The sequence below is a fragment of the Stenotrophomonas sp. 107298_Sma genome (assembly GCF_056480345.1).
This window is the reverse complement of record NZ_CM151094.1, coordinates 2,681,563-2,696,035: the sequence shown is the minus strand read 5'-3', so window position 1 is coordinate 2,696,035 and position 14,473 is coordinate 2,681,563. Positions and strand designations below refer to the sequence as shown.

The 14,473-nt window shown below is 67.4% G+C and carries 16 protein-coding genes; 12 read left to right on the top strand and 4 right to left on the bottom strand.

From position 1 onward, the window contains the following. Positions 1–118 precede the first annotated feature (118 nt). The 4 genes from ACZK2G_RS12670 to ACZK2G_RS12655 all read right to left on the bottom strand — a co-directional run bounded on the left by ACZK2G_RS12670 (position 119) and on the right by ACZK2G_RS12655 (position 2,817). Positions 119–592 (bottom strand): hypothetical protein, encoded by a 474-nt coding sequence (locus tag ACZK2G_RS12670; protein ID WP_253077768.1) that lies wholly within the window; start codon positions 590–592, stop codon positions 119–121. Between the two features lie 380 nt (positions 593–972). After that, positions 973–1,554 (bottom strand): hypothetical protein, encoded by a 582-nt coding sequence (locus ACZK2G_RS12665; RefSeq protein ID WP_478473500.1) that lies wholly within the window; start codon positions 1,552–1,554, stop codon positions 973–975. Positions 1,555–1,774: 220 nt separating this feature from the next. Next, positions 1,775–2,089 (bottom strand): AzlD family protein, encoded by a 315-nt coding sequence (locus ACZK2G_RS12660; protein ID WP_005409898.1) that lies wholly within the window; start codon positions 2,087–2,089, stop codon positions 1,775–1,777. Further along, positions 2,086–2,817 (bottom strand): AzlC family ABC transporter permease, encoded by a 732-nt coding sequence (locus ACZK2G_RS12655; protein ID WP_136637903.1) that lies wholly within the window; start codon positions 2,815–2,817, stop codon positions 2,086–2,088. Before ACZK2G_RS12655 ends, ACZK2G_RS12660 begins: the two co-directional genes overlap by 4 nt. 127 nt (positions 2,818–2,944) lie before the next feature. Between ACZK2G_RS12655 and ACZK2G_RS12650 the strand changes: the two genes are divergently transcribed. The 12 genes from ACZK2G_RS12650 to gspE all read left to right on the top strand — a co-directional run bounded on the left by ACZK2G_RS12650 (position 2,945) and on the right by gspE (position 14,468). Next, positions 2,945–3,409 carry an Lrp/AsnC family transcriptional regulator gene (locus ACZK2G_RS12650; protein WP_005409896.1) on the top strand — a complete coding sequence of 155 codons (465 nt, stop codon included), beginning with the start codon at positions 2,945–2,947 and terminating at the stop codon, positions 3,407–3,409. 564 nt (positions 3,410–3,973) lie between these two features. Beyond that, entirely contained in the window at positions 3,974–4,654 is a 681-nt protein-coding gene (locus tag ACZK2G_RS12645) for an STN domain-containing protein (RefSeq protein WP_136637904.1), read from the top strand. A 16-nt stretch (positions 4,655–4,670) separates the two neighbouring features. Next, complete coding sequence (locus tag ACZK2G_RS12640; RefSeq protein ID WP_478473497.1) at positions 4,671–5,201, top strand: RNA polymerase sigma factor; 531 nt, start codon at positions 4,671–4,673, stop codon at positions 5,199–5,201. Positions 5,202–5,270: 69 nt separating this feature from the next. Next, a complete protein-coding gene (locus ACZK2G_RS12635) occupies positions 5,271–6,251 on the top strand; it encodes a FecR family protein (RefSeq protein WP_337302773.1) in 981 nt (326 codons plus the stop codon). A 58-nt stretch (positions 6,252–6,309) separates the two neighbouring features. Further along, entirely contained in the window at positions 6,310–6,861 is a 552-nt protein-coding gene (locus ACZK2G_RS12630) for a hypothetical protein (protein ID WP_295381342.1), read from the top strand. A gap of 120 nt (positions 6,862–6,981) precedes the next feature. Next, the gene (locus ACZK2G_RS12625; RefSeq protein WP_136637907.1) at positions 6,982–7,566 is read left to right on the top strand and encodes a hypothetical protein; all 585 of its coding nucleotides are present in this window, start codon (positions 6,982–6,984) and stop codon (positions 7,564–7,566) included. A 57-nt stretch (positions 7,567–7,623) separates the two neighbouring features. Continuing rightward, positions 7,624–8,061, top strand: a complete 438-nt coding sequence (gene gspG / locus ACZK2G_RS12620) for a type II secretion system major pseudopilin GspG (protein WP_006370834.1) — start codon at positions 7,624–7,626, stop codon at positions 8,059–8,061. A 9-nt stretch (positions 8,062–8,070) separates the two neighbouring features. Further along, complete coding sequence (gene gspK, locus ACZK2G_RS12615; protein WP_337302774.1) at positions 8,071–8,976, top strand: type II secretion system minor pseudopilin GspK; 906 nt, start codon at positions 8,071–8,073, stop codon at positions 8,974–8,976. Next, positions 8,973–10,136, top strand: a complete 1,164-nt coding sequence (gspL, locus tag ACZK2G_RS12610; RefSeq protein WP_136637910.1) for a type II secretion system protein GspL — start codon at positions 8,973–8,975, stop codon at positions 10,134–10,136. The genes gspK and gspL overlap by 4 nt, the downstream gene beginning before the upstream one ends. After that, a complete protein-coding gene (gene gspM, locus ACZK2G_RS12605; protein ID WP_136637911.1) occupies positions 10,133–10,660 on the top strand; it encodes a type II secretion system protein M in 528 nt (175 codons plus the stop codon). The genes gspL and gspM overlap by 4 nt, the downstream gene beginning before the upstream one ends. After that, positions 10,657–13,038: a type II secretion system secretin GspD gene (gene gspD, locus ACZK2G_RS12600; protein ID WP_478473493.1), complete on the top strand. Its 2,382-nt coding sequence runs from the start codon at positions 10,657–10,659 to the stop codon at positions 13,036–13,038. Before gspM ends, gspD begins: the two co-directional genes overlap by 4 nt. Then, on the top strand, positions 13,035–14,468 hold the full coding sequence (gene gspE / locus ACZK2G_RS12595) for a type II secretion system ATPase GspE (RefSeq protein WP_136637913.1): 1,434 nt from the start codon (positions 13,035–13,037) through the stop codon (positions 14,466–14,468). The genes gspD and gspE overlap by 4 nt, the downstream gene beginning before the upstream one ends. Positions 14,469–14,473 lie beyond the last annotated feature (5 nt).

The following is a 14,473-nucleotide window of genomic DNA, read 5'->3' as shown; positions in this document are numbered from 1 at the left end:
GCCGGTGACGCCGGCGTATTGGGTTCCTGCATAGAAATAAGCCCGCGCGGCAGCGGGCGGATTGACATTGATCAAGCGGGTGGCGGGATGGCCTGCGACCGGGTGTCGCAGGGAGCGTTCACTGCTGCAGGGGAAAGCCGATCGTCTCGTGGCAATGCCGCATCAGGTGGCGGCCTCCCTCATTAATGTGCAAGGTGTCCGCGTCACCGAAGAACTGCAGCAGCGCTCCCCCGGTCGTACTGCCTGCATGCGCGGAGCGCCTGGCTGCCGATGGCAGAAACGGATCAGCTCGCGGATCGTGTCCGCCAGGCAGATCCGCACGTGCAACGGCGCCTTCGATCATCAGCTGGGCGCATGCGCCTGCCAGATAGGCGTCTGGCTCCCGCTGCCCACCGCGCCGATGCTGTCCTGCCAATGCGGTGGCGATATGCTGGAACTCATGGGCGGTGGTGGCGATCACGCGCCTGCGCAGCGAGTCGGTGTCGGGACCGGAGGGAAACCAGAAGCTGACCATCTGGCCCGGCGGCTCTGGTCCCGGCAGCTGTCGCCAGATGCCGCCTCCGTCACTTACGATCGTCAACTGATAGCGCATAGGCGTCCGTTCCTGCCCGTTGGCCTGGAGCGGCAGTCCAGCGGATCGTGCGGCGGCCTCGCAGAGCCGTGACGCCTGCATGGCCGAAAGCGCTCGATCTGCCCAGAGAACTCGAGTTGCGACGGATGACCACCCGCACTCGATGGACCGATTGGGGAACTCCGAGCTTTCCGGGCCGGGAAGCATCGACACTGTGCTGATCTTCAGATGTGAGGAAGGGCCTCGCAGCAGGGTGGCATACCCTCCATCGGTACTGACCAGGTTTCGGGGAGGCAGCTGGATGGATTGGCACGCACTTGTGGCCAGAAGGATTGCCGCCAGCCCAGCATCGAGCCCGAGGGGGAGGCCCGGTTGGGCACGCCTGGACTGACGGCGCTGCATCAGGGGGTCAGCCCGCATTGATACGGCGATGGATACTTCGTACAGACTTGAAAGTCCGAGACTGAGGCCGCCTTGGTGGCTCCGCCGTATCGTGAGGCCGCCGCGATGGTGTTTGGTCCAGGGGCTGCACTTACATCGAATGTTGCGAGGTCGTACCTCAACTCGGTCGCAGGACCGGACGAAGCTGCGGCCCATGCGTTCACTCCATCCGGATCGACAAGCCGGAGGATGGTTCCTGTTCGATGCCATTGGAACTGCTTGGCGGCGATGGTGGCTCCTTGCCGGCCATCAAACAGCAGCAGGGTTACAGACCCATTGGCCGGGAAGGCTACGGATGAACCCGAGACGTCGATTTCGAACTGCGCGGCGTCTGGTACTTCTGATGTCGACGCCAGCAGAATCCGCTCGAACCAAGGTAGGCCGTCGCGTTCGCCTCCGCCGATCTTGCCTCCAATCCTGCCTTCCATCCGGCACTTCTTGGTTTCTTCGCACGATGCGCTCAACTGCCACTCCATTGGCCCGCAGCCAGTAGAGGTGAGGGTGATACCGACAGCTGCCACGATAATTCGTAGATTGCTCATTGGTATCCTCCATGTTGGACTTCGATTGACCGATCAGCTCAACCTGCTGTTTCGGCAGTCAATCCGTATCGGCTCAGGCTCGATCAGGCAATCAGAATTGTTTCAAATACCTCCAGTAGTTGGTTCGGAGCCACATTTGACGCGCCAGACAAATGCACAGGTCGTGCCAATGGCGACACTTGTGTCTCCAGCCGCACCACGTGGTGGAGGCGCTTCTGCGTCAGCCCATCAGATAGCGCAGCACACCCGCCGAGACCACGCCGATCAGCACCGTCGGCAGCATCGACAACCGCGTGGCGGCCAGCAGGGTGATCGCCAGCGCGGCAAGATCGGCGGGCTTGTCGGCGACGAAGTCCGGGGCGATCACTGAGATCAGCACGCAGCCCGGCGCGGCTTCCATCACCGTCACCGCGCGCTTGCTCAGTGTGCGGTTGCGCAGCGCGAGGAAGCCGACGATGCGGGTCAGGTAGGTGGCAGCGGCCATCAGCACGATGGTCAGCACCGAGGTCCAGTGGATCAGTCCGTTGAAGATCATGCCGCGTCCTCCGCCAGCAGCCAGGCTGCCGCCAGGCCGGCCAATGCGCCGCTGGCCACGTACCATGCGCCCGGGATCAGCAGGTAGGTGGCCGCGGCCACCACCAGGCTGACCAGCCACGGACGCGCCGCTTTCATGCCCTGCCACATGCCGCGCAGCAGCACCAGGAACACGGCGGGGAAGGCCATGTCGAAACCATAAGCGTGGATGTCGCCCAGCATCGGGCCGACGATCGCGCCGAGTGCCGTACAGGCCACCCAGACCGTGTACAGGCCGGCCGAGACGCCCAGGTAGTAGGAAAGGCTGAAGCCGAGCGCACGGCGGCGGGCGTCGGCCACGCCCATCGCCCAGCTTTCGTCGCACATGAAGAACAGGGCCGGCAGCACGCGGCGGCGCGGCAGGTGCTGCAGCAACGGGGCCAGGCTGGCGCCCATCAGCAGGTGGCGGCTGTTGACCAGCGCGGTGATCGCCACGATCAGCGCGATGTGCGGCGGCGAGCTCCACAGTTCGACGGCGGCGAATTCCGAGCCACCGGCGAAGTTGAGGCCGGTCATCAGCGGCACTTCCAGTGCGCTCAGGCCCTTCTGTGCGGCCTGGGCGCCGAGCACCAGGGCGAACGGAATGAAGCCGATCATCACCGGCACGGCAGCGCGAAGGCCGCGCAGGAATTCGGCACGCGGCGCGGTATCGCAGGTGTCGGGCAGGGGGAGGGTGGTACGGGCGTCCATGGAACGGCACAACGAGGTGGGGGTGGCCCATGCTAGCGGCCCAATCGCGAAATCGGGTTGCGTTGATGCCATCCGATTCGGGAATATTGAGATTCCATGCGGCCAAGGTCGCCAAAGGTGAAATCCAATGCAGTACCAGCTCGACAACCTCGATCGCCGCATCCTCGACGCCCTGCAGCGTGACGGCCGCCTGCAGAACCTGGAGCTGGCACGGCAGGTGGGCCTTTCGCCCTCGGCCTGCCTGCGCCGGGTGCGATTGCTGGAGGAGGGCGGCTACATCGACCGCTACGTGGCCTTGTTGAACGAGGCCAAGGTGGGCCGTGGTTTTACGGTGTTCGTGCGGGTGTGGCTGCGCGGACAGGACGAGGACACCACCAATCACTTCATCAACAGCATCAAGTCTTTCCCGGAAGTGCTTGAATGCCATCTGATGGCGGGTGACTGCGACTTCCTGCTGCGGGTGGCGGTGGCCGATCTTGATGCCTACCGGCAGTTCCAGATGCAGCACCTGAACCGGATTGCCGGGGTGCAGAACACCAAGACCGAGATTCCGATGCAGCGGATCAAGCAGACCACCCAGCTGCCGCTTTGAGGAATGGGTGGTTCCCGGCCGGGTTGCACCCGGCACCCGCGGTAGTGCCGGTCGCTGGCCGGCAACCTCAGAAGCAACAGCCGAAGCAACAGCGTGTATTCCGTGGGATGGCGGGGCGGGTCCGGTTGCAGGGGACGCCGTAAACCCCCAGGCCGGCCCAACCGCTGGCGGCTGGGCGTTCGGGCGCTTGCGAAGCAGTGCTTCGCAAGCAAAGCGCCCTCACCCATGGGGGCTTGGCCGCGGCATCCATGCCGCGGACACCCCTGCAACCGGACCCACCCCGCCTTCGACAGTTCCCCGCGATCTTTCGGGGTCGGATCCCGTTGCTGCGCAACGGGCTCTGACCCCAGGAGCAGATGAAGCAGATGAAAATGTCTGTTCAATTCATTGATGCCTGATGCGTGACTGGCTTCTTGGAGCCCGGCCCGACGTTGGTCGGAGGCAGCAGTCATCGCAATGACATCTGGCACCGGTACGGTTTGAGCCCGCTTGCTGGTCGCGCGCGGGCCGGGGTTCCGGTCGTGGCGCGCGTCCACTGCAGCTGCTGTCGCTGCCGAGGGTCATGTGTTCTACGTCAGGGGGCTGAATGGACACCATGCGGTCAGAACTTGGAAGGTGGCCATCGCCGCATGGCTGCTGCTGTCCTTTGCCGCTGCCGGGCACGACGGTGTTCATGCCTACGACATCCCTGCGCAGCCGCTGGAACAGGCGGTCGAACGCTTCAGTGTCATCAGTGGGTGGTCGGTGATGTACCCGGGTGACCTTGCCGCCGGGCGCAGCAGCCACGCGCTGAGGGCCAACCTGCCGCCACTCCCCGCGTTGCAGGCGCTGCTGCAGGACACCGGCATCGAGGCCGAGATGATCGGCGAGCAGCGCGTGGTGCTGCGCCGGGGCACGCCCTCGGTCGCCGAACCAGGTGTTGGCACCGGCCTTCCCGAGGCCGAGCGTCGGCGTCGCTACGGTGGGCTGCAGCAGCGCCTGCGTGCGGCGTTCTGTGACGACCCCGAGATCGCGCCCGGCCGCTATGCCGCGACGCTGCGCTTCCACGTCGACAGCGAAGGCCAGGTGCATGCGCCCGAGCTGCTCTCAGGCAGTGGCAGCGCCCGCCGCGATGCACGCCTGTTGCAGGCGTTGCAGGGCCTGGTGCTAGCGGCCGAGGCCGCTGCGCTGCCGCAGCCGGTAACGCTGCAGATCCGACCTTCCGGTACCGACCACGACTGTGGCCGGCGCTCGCCCCTTCCATGACTTCAAGGATTCGAACATGAGCAACGGTACGGCTGGGGCAGTAGACCTGATGGACCACCTTCTGGGGGCCTACGACGAGCTGAAGCGCCGTCTGGTGCGCAAGCTCGGCTCGGAAGAACTGGCCGGTGACGCGCTGCAGGACACCTGGATGCGTCTAAGTGCTCGTCGTGACCGGTTGGATGCGGTGCAGAACCCGGCGGCCTACCTGTTGCGCATGGCGATGAACACGGTGATTGATCGCCAGCGGGCCGATCATCGCCTGCTGAGCCTGGAAGAAGTGGATACGCTGATGGACATGGCCGACCCAGGCCCGGGCCCGGCACAGGCCGCCGAGCTCGAGTTCGCGCTGGAGGACATGGTTGGCCTGCTGCAGCGCATGCCCGAGCGCCGCCGTCGCATCCTGCTGGCGATCCGCGTTGATGGCCTGCAGCAGCGTGATGTGGCCGATCACCTCGGCGTGTCGCTGCGGCTGGTGCAGCGTGAACTGAAGGCGGCACAGGACTACCTGGCCGATCGCAGCGGGCAGGGGCGCCAGGTGCGGTTCTGAGCGGCGGCATCCGTCTACACTTTGACGCCGAGCAGAACCCCGCAGCGTGCGGGTCCGGCATGAGCCCCCATGGATCCTGACGATCGCCCGCAACGCCCGCTGGATGCCGTCGAGCGTCAGGCCCACGCGTGGGTGGTGCGCCTGACCTCGGGCGAAGCCACTGCCGCCGACGGGCGCAGGTTCCGGGCGTGGTGCGAGGCCGATCCTCTCCATCGTGAAGCATTCGGCCGTGCGCGCCGGCAATGGGAGCAGGTGCGCCTGGCCGGCGAGCAGCTGCCCGCCGCTGCGCGCCAGCCAATTGCCGCGAGTCCGGCGCAGCGCTGGAGCCGTCGTGCCTTCCTCGGTGCAGCGATTGCCGCCCCGGCCAGTCTGGTAGTGGTGGCGGCGATCCGCCCACCGCTGGGGCTGTGGCCATCGGTGACGTCGATGGCGGCCGACTTCCATACCGGCACCGGTGAGCGGCTGCAGATCACGCCTTCGCCACAGCTGAAGATCGAGCTGGACACCCAGAGCAGCCTGCGCCGCCGTGCGGATGCGCAGGGCGAAGGCTTCGAGCTCGTACAGGGCCAGGCCGCGATCGAAACCCAGCCTGGCCTGCGCCTTGCATTGTTCGCTGGACCGGGCTGCGTGATCGCTGATGAAGGTGCGGTGCGCCTCGACGTACGCAACACCCATGGCCAGGTGCGGGTGACCTGCCTGCATGGCAGCGCCCGCATCGAGCATCCGCAGGGCCGGCTGCAGCTGCAGGCGGGCCAGCAGACCCAGTACGACGAGCGCCTCAGTGGCGTGGTGGCCGAGGCCGTGGCCTCGGACGTGAGCGCCTGGACCGAAGGCATGCTGGTGTTCCGCCGCGCGCCGCTGCGCGAGGTGGTGGACGAGATCAACCGCTATCGCCGTGGCAAGGTAATGCTGGGCGAATCGGCATTGGCCCGCGCGCCGGTCAGCGGCCGCTTCCGCATCGATGATCCCGATGCAGCGCTGGAGCAGCTGCGACTGACGATGTCACTGGATCTGCGTCGCTTTCCGGGTGGCATTGCCGTCCTTGGTTAGATGAAGACGCTGCCCGTGCGTGTCGCGCGGGGCTGTTGCAAGCAAGGAGAAGCCAAGGATGCGCAACGAGACCATCGGTGTGCTGGATCTGCGTCGCAACCTGTCGGCGTTGCTGGAAACCACGCAGCGGCGGCCGTTGATGGTGCATCGCTATGGATCGCCCTGGGTGTGCGTGGTGTCCGATGCGCACTGGCAACAACAAGCAGTGCTGCTGGAGTTCGATCCGCAGTCCCACCCGTTGGCGATGCTGCTGCGCCTGCAACAGCAGGCTGTGCCGTTGCCCGAAAGTGGCGTGTTGCCGCCGGCGGCGATCGCCCGTGCGCTGCTGCTGGCGCACATGCATGGCATCGATGATCTTCCGCAGCTGCACGAGCAGGTTCAGCAGCAGCGCCTGTGGCACTGGTTCGTGGCCGGCGGCCATGGCGTGATGGACGGCTGGCAGCTGCCAGCGCTGCGTGTCGCGATGGCGTCATGGCTGGATGACGCAGGCATGACCGATGTGCTGGCAGCGTTCGCGCAGCGCAGCGACGTGGCGGTGCTGGCGCGGCGATGCGGTGGCGACGCACCACGGCTGGACGGCGAAACCTGCAGGCGGATGACGTTGCTGTGACGCTGCGGATGAAGCGCCACCCAGTGCACAGAGATGCATTCGCGTTGTCGCTTCACCTGCCTTGTCGACGTCTTCTCCAGAGTACGACGCACCACGCGTCGCGGAGCACAGGCGGCGCTGATGGCAGACAGTCGCAGGATCAACATGCTGGAACTGGATCGCCACCTGAGCCAGTCGCTGGAACAGGCGCGGCATGCACCATTGAACGTGCAGCGCTACGGGCATTCATGGGTCTGGGTGCTGTCCAGCGACGCCTGGGCCGACGCCGCGCGCTGGGCTGCACTGGACAGTTCGTCGCATCCGCTGCTGGCATTGCGCAGGGCGCTCGACCCGCAACTGCGGCCCTGGCCCGAATGTGCGGCGGCGCTGCTGCCGCTTGAGGCCGGTGATGTACGCGTGCTGCAACGCGCGGCATTGCTGGTGGTGATGCGCGGCCTGAACAGCGCGCAGCGCGTGTACGACGACCTGCGCTACCACCAGGCCTACCGGCAGTTCATCGGCCTCGACCACGGCACGGCCTGGTCGCCGATGCAGTGCGTACGCCTGTTGCAGGCCTGCGCACATCCACTGCTGCGGGCCTGTATCGACGGCACGCTGGGCAGCCTTCCATCTCCGTTGCTTGAAGCGGCGTGTGCGCCAGCAGTACGTGCTGCACCGCTGCAGGCACAGCCGCAGCGAATAGCAGGCGGATGTTTATCGTACTGACACATGCACCGCTGACCATGGCGCAGCGGTCTCTTCCAGGATGATGAGGGCGGAACAATGGCAAGGCAGGTGGGTGGTCGCAGGGCTCGGCAGCAGGGTTTCAGCCTGATCGAGATCATGGTGGTGGTAGTGATCATCGGCATCCTTGCCGCATTGATCGTGCCGCGTTTGATGGATCGCCCGGACCAGGCGCGCGTGGTTGCGGCGCGCCAGGATATCGCCGCGCTGATGCAGGCCTTGAAGCTGTTCAAGCTGGACAATGGCCGCTACCCCAGTGCCGAGCAGGGCCTGCAGGCACTGGTGAAGCCACCGCAGGGCAGCGGCACGATGCCGGTCACGCCGTACCTGGACCGGCTGCCGAATGATCCGTGGGGTCACCCGTACCAGTACCAGATTCCCGGCACCCATGGCGACATCGATGTGTTCTCGCTGGGTGCGGACAGCAAGCCCGGCGGTGACGCCGGGAACGCGGACGTCGGTTCCTGGCAGCTCTGAGGCGCGCCGATGGCAGCCCGGAAGTGTTCGGTTTCGTGCGCCCGCCAGCGTGGCATGGCGGTGATCGTGGCGATGCTGGTGGTGGCGTTGGTGGCCGTGATCGCTACCGCGCTGCTGACCCGGCAGTCGGCGCAGCTGCGCGCGCTGCGTGGCGACCAGCTGCGCGCCCAGGTGCGCATTGCCGTGGATGCCACGCTGGAGCGTGCCGCGCAGCAGCTGCGTGAGGACGTGCGGGAACAGTTGACCACGGTCCGCAACGGGCGCTGGGCGCGGCCATTGCAGCTGCAGGCGCCGTTGCCAGTGCAGCTGCAGCTGGTCGATGCGCAGTCCATGTTCAACCTGCGCAACCTGCTGGCCTACGGCAAGCCGGACCCGGAAGCGCGGCGCGCGTTCATCGCGTTGTGCTCCGGACAGGGCCTGGGGCAGGGTGTCTGTGCGTCGGCGGCGGACCACATCCAGGCGCGCCTGCGCGATGGCGATGTCCAGGCGCAGGCCCCGCTGCCGCGTGAATCACTGATCGAGCAGGCCTTCGCGGGTTCCGATCCAATGGCCGTGCAGGCGTTGGCACGGCGCACCGTGGTGCTGCCTGCGCAGACCCTGGTCAACGCCAACACCAGCGATCTCAGCGTCCTGCAGGCGGTCGTACCCAGTGTCGAGCCCGGGCGCCTGCAGGCGCTGCTCGGTGAGCGCGATGGTGGCCATTGGCTGCTCAACCGCGGCGACATCGCCAATCGGCTTCAACTGAGCAACGCGCAGATGGCGGTGGTACCGCTTGGCATCCATAGCGAGTGGTTCCTCGCCGTCGGCCAGGTGCAGGCCGATGGCAGTGTGGTCGACTTCCGCGCGCTGATCTGGCGCGAGTACCGCGACGACAGTGTGCGCGTGCAGCGTGTGTGGACGAGGATCGGTGCATGAGCGTGCAGCTGAGGGTGCGCCTGCCGGCGCTGGAACGCCTGCGTGCCGACAGTGCGGTTGAGTGGGCGCAGTTGCACAAGGGTGTGGTGCTGGCCAAGGGCCGCGACGCATTGGCCGTGCTGGGTCAGCGTCATCCGCAGGCAGGGGTGCTGGCCTGCCTCGACCCGCAGGATCTGATCCTGCTGGAGCTGCAGCTGCCGCCGCTGTCGGGCCGCAGGCTGCAGGCCGCGCTGCAGGGTGAAGTGGAGGCGATGCTGCTGGATGACCTGCAGGAGGTCGCGCTGGCGCATGGTGCCCAGGCGGCCGATGGCAGCGTGCCGGTGGCCTGGCTCGGGCAGCAGGCGATCATGCAGGCGCAGCATCTGCTGGCGTCGTGCGGCCTGCAGCTGCAGGCGCTGTATCCGACGCCGCTGCTGCTGCCGTGGAAGGAGGCCCAGGCCACGCTGCAGGCCTGCGGCGAGCACCTGCTGGTGCGCAGCGGGCGCGATCGTGGCTTTGTGCAGTGGTGCGGTGGGCGCGACGTGGGGGCGGTGCTGCAGTCGCTCGCGGCGCGCCTGCAGCAATCCGGGGTGCAGGCCGTGCAATGGATCGACAGCGTGCCGTCGGCGTGGCCGGAGAGTCTGCCGGCAACCGTGGTCGCACATGAACTGCAGGCGTGCGGCCCCCTGCCAGCGTGGTCGTTGCCACTGCCGGGTCGCAGCAGGCAGGCACCGCGGTTGGCAATCGGCCTGGCAGTGGCGGCGCTGGTGCTGGCGGCGCTGGGCCTGCAGCTGCAGGTCTCGCGCTGGCGCAGCGAGGGCGAGGCGCTGCAGCAGGACATGGCGCGGCAGTTCAGTGCGCGCTTCCCGGAGATCACCGATGTGGTGGACCCGGTACTACAGGCGCGGCGCGCGCTGGCGGTGCCGTTGCCGGCGCCGCCGTTGCCACCGGTGCAGCGGCAGGTTGCCACCACTCTGCAGGCAGTGCCCGAGCTGGGTGGTCAGGTGCGTGGTCTGCGTTACACGCCGGGCCAGCTGGAACTGGAGCTGGATGACAACGCACGGATATTGGCCGATGACGCACAACGGCTGGAGCAATGGCAGCAGGCCGTACAGGCGCAGGGTCTGCAACTGGTGCGGGACGCGGGCGGACGCCTGCGCGTGAGCGGGGGCGGGCAGTGACTGCCAGGACGCTGCGCCTGGGCGAAGGTCTGGCCGGCCTGCAGCAGCGCTGGCAGCGCCTGCCGCCGCGCGACCGGCTGATGCTGTGGGTGATGGTGGTGGCGCTGCTGGCGGCGGGTCTGTGGATGTTGTGGCTGGAGCCACTGCTGAAGCAGCGCACGCATTGGCAGGCCGAACTGCCACGGCTGCAGGCGCAGGCGCGCGTATTGGCGCCGCTGCTGCATGCCCGCGAACGCCAGCAACTGGCGCAGGGGCATCAGCCGACGCTGGCTGGGCTGCGCGGACAGATCAAGACCGCCGGCCTTGCCGACGGACTGCATATCGACGCACGCGACGGGCGCTGGCACCTGCAGGTGCAGGCGGTGCCCGCTGACGCGCTGTGGAACTGGCTGCTGCCCGTGCTGGCCGATCCGGCCATCGAACTGCAGCAGCTGCAATTGACACGCACAGGGGACGCGAACATGCCGGCGGCACGGATTTCCGGAGACATCGTGATGGTACCCACCGTGGGTGACCATCCATGAGGGTGATGCACAGCCTTGCCTGCAGCACCGCGCTGGCCCTGGTGGTGGGCATGGCCCACGTTCCGGCGCCGGTGCTGGCGCAGGACGCCCGGGATGAGCCGGTGCAGTTGAATCTGGTGGAGACCGATATCGGTGGTGTACTGCGCATGGCGGCGCGCTTCACCGGTCGCCAGTTCCTGGTCGACCCGCGGGTGACCGGCAAGATGACCGTGGTCTCTGATGGCCCGGTCAGCCGTACCCAGGCGTACCAGTTGCTGCTGGGCGCACTGCGCATGCGTGGCTTTGCTGTGGTCGAGAACGGCGGTGTCAGCCGGGTGGTGCCGCAGGCCGACGCCAAGCTGCTCGGTGGCCGTGTGGGCGCCGGCGGGGCCGGCGGCGAGGTGGCCACGCGCACCTTCGCGCTGCGCTACGAGAATGCCGCCGCGCTGGTAGCGGTGCTGCGGCCGATGATCAGCCCGGACAATCCGATCACTGCCAACCCGGGCAACAACACCCTGGTGATCACCGACTACGCCGACAACCTGGAACGCATCGCGCGGGTGATTTCCAGCGTGGACACACCGGCAGGCATGGACACCGACGTGGTCAAGCTGCAGCAGGGCATCGCTGTCGACGTGGCGGCGATGGTCGCGCCGCTGCTGGATGCGCAGGGTGCCGAACCCAGCCAGAAGGTGGTGGTGATGGCCGACCCGCGCAGCAACAGCGTGCTGCTGCGCTCCAGCAGCCCCGGCCGTACCCGCCTGGCGCGGCAGCTGGTGGAGAAGCTGGACAAGGCGCAGGACGAGTCCGGCAATCTGCATGTGGTCTACCTGCGCAATGCCCAGGCCAACCAGCTGGCCGGTGTGCTGCGCGGTGTGGTGGCCGGGCAGAGCGATGCACCGGCAATGGGCAGCAACGAAGGCGTCACGCCGCTGCCCGGCGACGCCAACCGCGCCACGCCGGCGCAGCCATCGCAGCCACAGCAGGCCAAGACCGGTGGCAATGCACTGGAATCACAACGGCTGGATCCGAATCGCCGTGATCCAATCGACGCTGGCAGTACCGGTTTCAGCCAGAACGGCATCTCGGTGCAGGCCGACGTGGCGACCAACACGCTGCTGATCTCGGCGCCCGAGCCGGTGTACCGCAACCTGCGGCGGGTGATCGACCAGCTCGACCAGCGCCGTGCACAGGTGCTGGTGGAAAGCCTGATCGTGGAAGTCAACCAGACCGACGCGGCCGAGCTGGGCGTGCAGTGGATGTTGGGTAATGGCCGCACCTTCGGCGGCACCCATTTCGGTGGTACAACCGGCGGCAGCGGCCTGAACACCGCCGCGCGCACCACTCTGGACGTGCTGCCCAAGGACGGCCTGAAGATCGGCGTGATCGACGGCACCATCAACCTGCCCGGCGTCGGTCAGATCCTCAACATGAAGGCGCTGGCCAACGCGCTGCAGAGCAAGGGCGGTGCCAACATCCTGTCCACGCCGAACCTGATGACGCTGGACAACGAAGCGGCCAGCATCATGGTCGGCCAGACCGTACCGTTTGTCAGCGGGCGCTACGTGACCGACGGTGGTGGCGGCAGCAACAACCCGTTCCAGACCATCGTGCGCGAGGACGTGGGCCTGAAGCTGCGGGTGCGCCCGCAGATCTCCGAGGGCGGCACGGTAAAGCTGGACATCTACCAGGAAGTCAGCAGCATCGACGCGCAGAGTGCGAACAGCACGGCCGGCATCATCACCAACAAACGCGCCCTGGATACCAGCGTGCTGCTGGACGATGGCCAGATCATGGTGCTCGGTGGGCTGCTGGAAGACAGCGTCAGTCATGGCCGTGATGCGGTGCCGGGCCTGGGCAAGATTCCAGTGCTGGGCGCACTGTTCCGCAGTGACACCCGCAAGCGCGCCAAGACCAACCTGATGGTGTTCCTGCGCCCGCACGTGGTGCGTGACCCGGCTGCCGGCCAGCGCCTGACCCGCGACCGCTACGACTACATGCGCAATGCACAGGCCGGCGCGCAGCCGGTGCAGAGCTGGGCATTGCCGGCGCTGTCGGCGCCGCAGCTGCCACCTCAGGACCTGTCTGTGCTCGGCCAGGGCAATGCGCGCGATGGACAGGGCCAGCCGCTGCAGAACACCAGCCTGGCGGCGTTGTATCCGGCCGGTGAGGGCGATGCCCAGCTGGTGCAGTTCGCACAGGGGCTGGACCCGGCGCGTGCCAGCCAGGGCGTGGCGCAGGTGCGTGCACTGGGCCTGCAGGCCTATGCCGAAGCGGCGCCCGGCGAGAGCGGGCAACGCCTGCGCGTGGGATTGCCACGCGATCCGGCGACGCTGGACCCGGCACTGCAGCAGCTGCGCGGGCTGGGCTACACGCCGGAACTGGTGATCGGGCCGTGAGCGCCGCCGCACCGCTGCCGTATGCCTGGGTGCGCAGCCATGGCGTGATGCTGTCCGAGGCCAGCGGCGAACCCGTGTTGCTGGGCACCGCCGAAACTGCGGCGTGGGCCGTGGCAGAACTGCGGCGCCGGCATGGTCCGCTGCCGTTCCAGGCGCTGGATGCTGCGACCTGGCAGCAGCGGTTGGGTGAGCAGTACCGTGATGGCGGCGATGCCGCTGCCGTGGTCGGGGCTGCTGAAAGTGAAGTGGATCTGGACCGGCTGATGCAGGACATGCCGGAGGTCACCGATCTGCTGGATGCGCAGGACGATGCACCGGTGATCCGCATGATCAACGCGCTGCTGGCACAGGCCGCACGCGATGGCGCCAGCGATCTGCACATCGAGCCGTTCGAGACCCACTCGGTGGTGCGCTACCGGGTGGACGGCACCCTGCGCGACATGGTGCAGCCGCGGCGCGCACTGCACGCGGCGCTGGTATCGCGCATCAAGATCATGGCCCACCTGGATATCGCCGAGAAGCGCCTGCCGCAGGACGGGCGCATCGCGATCCGCGTGGGTGGGCGGCCGCTGGACATCCGCGTCTCCACCGTGCCGACCGGGCATGGCGAGCGCGCCGTGCTGCGACTGCTGGAGAAGGATGCCGGGCGCCTGCAGCTGCAGCGCCTGGGCATGGCCGATGACACCCTGGCCACGTTCACCGGATTGATCCGGCAGCCGCACGGCATCGTGCTGGTCACCGGGCCGACCGGCAGCGGCAAGACCACCTCGCTGTACGCGGCGCTGGGCCAGCTCGACAGCAGCACCAGCAACATCCTCACCGTGGAAGACCCGGTGGAGTACGACTTCGCTGGTATCGGCCAGATCCAGGTCAACGCGCGCATCGGCATGAGTTTCGGTACCGCGTTGCGTGCGATCCTGCGCCAGGATCCGGACACCATCATGATCGGTGAGATCCGCGATCTCGAGACCGCGCAGATTGCCGTGCAGTCGTCGCTGACCGGCCATGGCGTACTGGCCTCCCTGCACACCAACGACGCGATCTCGGCGGTGACCCGCCTGGCCGACATGGGCGTGGAACCGTTCCTGCTGGCCTCGTCGCTGCGCGGCGTGCTGGCGCAGCGGCTGGTGCGGCGGCTGTGCACGCAGTGCCGGCGCGCCGAGGTGGACGACGAGGGCCGTACCGTGTGGCTTGCAGTGGGCTGCGCGGCCTGCGCCAACAGCGGCTATCGCGGGCGAACCGGTATCCACGAACTGTTCGTGGTCGATGACCGGGTACGCGCGTTGATCCATGAAGGGCAGGGTGAGCCCCCGCTGCGCGAGGCGGCACGGCGTGCCGGCATGCGCACGTTGCGGCAGGATGGCCAGCGCTGGGTCGACAGCGGGGTGACCACGCTGGAAGAGATCCTGCGCGTTACCGGCGACGATTGAGGCCT

Bases quoted from the DNA above. Each gene is read 5' to 3' on its own strand.
- ACZK2G_RS12650 (WP_005409896.1), top strand. From the start codon at position 2,945: ATGCAGTACCAGCTCGACAACCTCGATCGCCGCATCCTCGACGCCCTG.
- ACZK2G_RS12665 (WP_478473500.1), bottom strand. From the start codon at position 1,554: ATGAGCAATCTACGAATTATCGTGGCAGCTGTCGGTATCACCCTCACC.
- gspG (WP_006370834.1), top strand. From the start codon at position 7,624: ATGGCAAGGCAGGTGGGTGGTCGCAGGGCTCGGCAGCAGGGTTTCAGC.
- ACZK2G_RS12635 (WP_337302773.1), top strand. From the start codon at position 5,271: ATGGATCCTGACGATCGCCCGCAACGCCCGCTGGATGCCGTCGAGCGT.
- gspD (WP_478473493.1), top strand. From the start codon at position 10,657: ATGAGGGTGATGCACAGCCTTGCCTGCAGCACCGCGCTGGCCCTGGTG.
- ACZK2G_RS12655 (WP_136637903.1), bottom strand. From the start codon at position 2,817: ATGGACGCCCGTACCACCCTCCCCCTGCCCGACACCTGCGATACCGCG.
- ACZK2G_RS12660 (WP_005409898.1), bottom strand. From the start codon at position 2,089: ATGATCTTCAACGGACTGATCCACTGGACCTCGGTGCTGACCATCGTG.
- ACZK2G_RS12670 (WP_253077768.1), bottom strand. From the start codon at position 592: ATGCGCTATCAGTTGACGATCGTAAGTGACGGAGGCGGCATCTGGCGA.
- ACZK2G_RS12625 (WP_136637907.1), top strand. From the start codon at position 6,982: ATGGCAGACAGTCGCAGGATCAACATGCTGGAACTGGATCGCCACCTG.
- ACZK2G_RS12630 (WP_295381342.1), top strand. From the start codon at position 6,310: ATGCGCAACGAGACCATCGGTGTGCTGGATCTGCGTCGCAACCTGTCG.
- ACZK2G_RS12640 (WP_478473497.1), top strand. From the start codon at position 4,671: ATGAGCAACGGTACGGCTGGGGCAGTAGACCTGATGGACCACCTTCTG.
- gspK (WP_337302774.1), top strand. From the start codon at position 8,071: ATGGCAGCCCGGAAGTGTTCGGTTTCGTGCGCCCGCCAGCGTGGCATG.
- gspL (WP_136637910.1), top strand. From the start codon at position 8,973: ATGAGCGTGCAGCTGAGGGTGCGCCTGCCGGCGCTGGAACGCCTGCGT.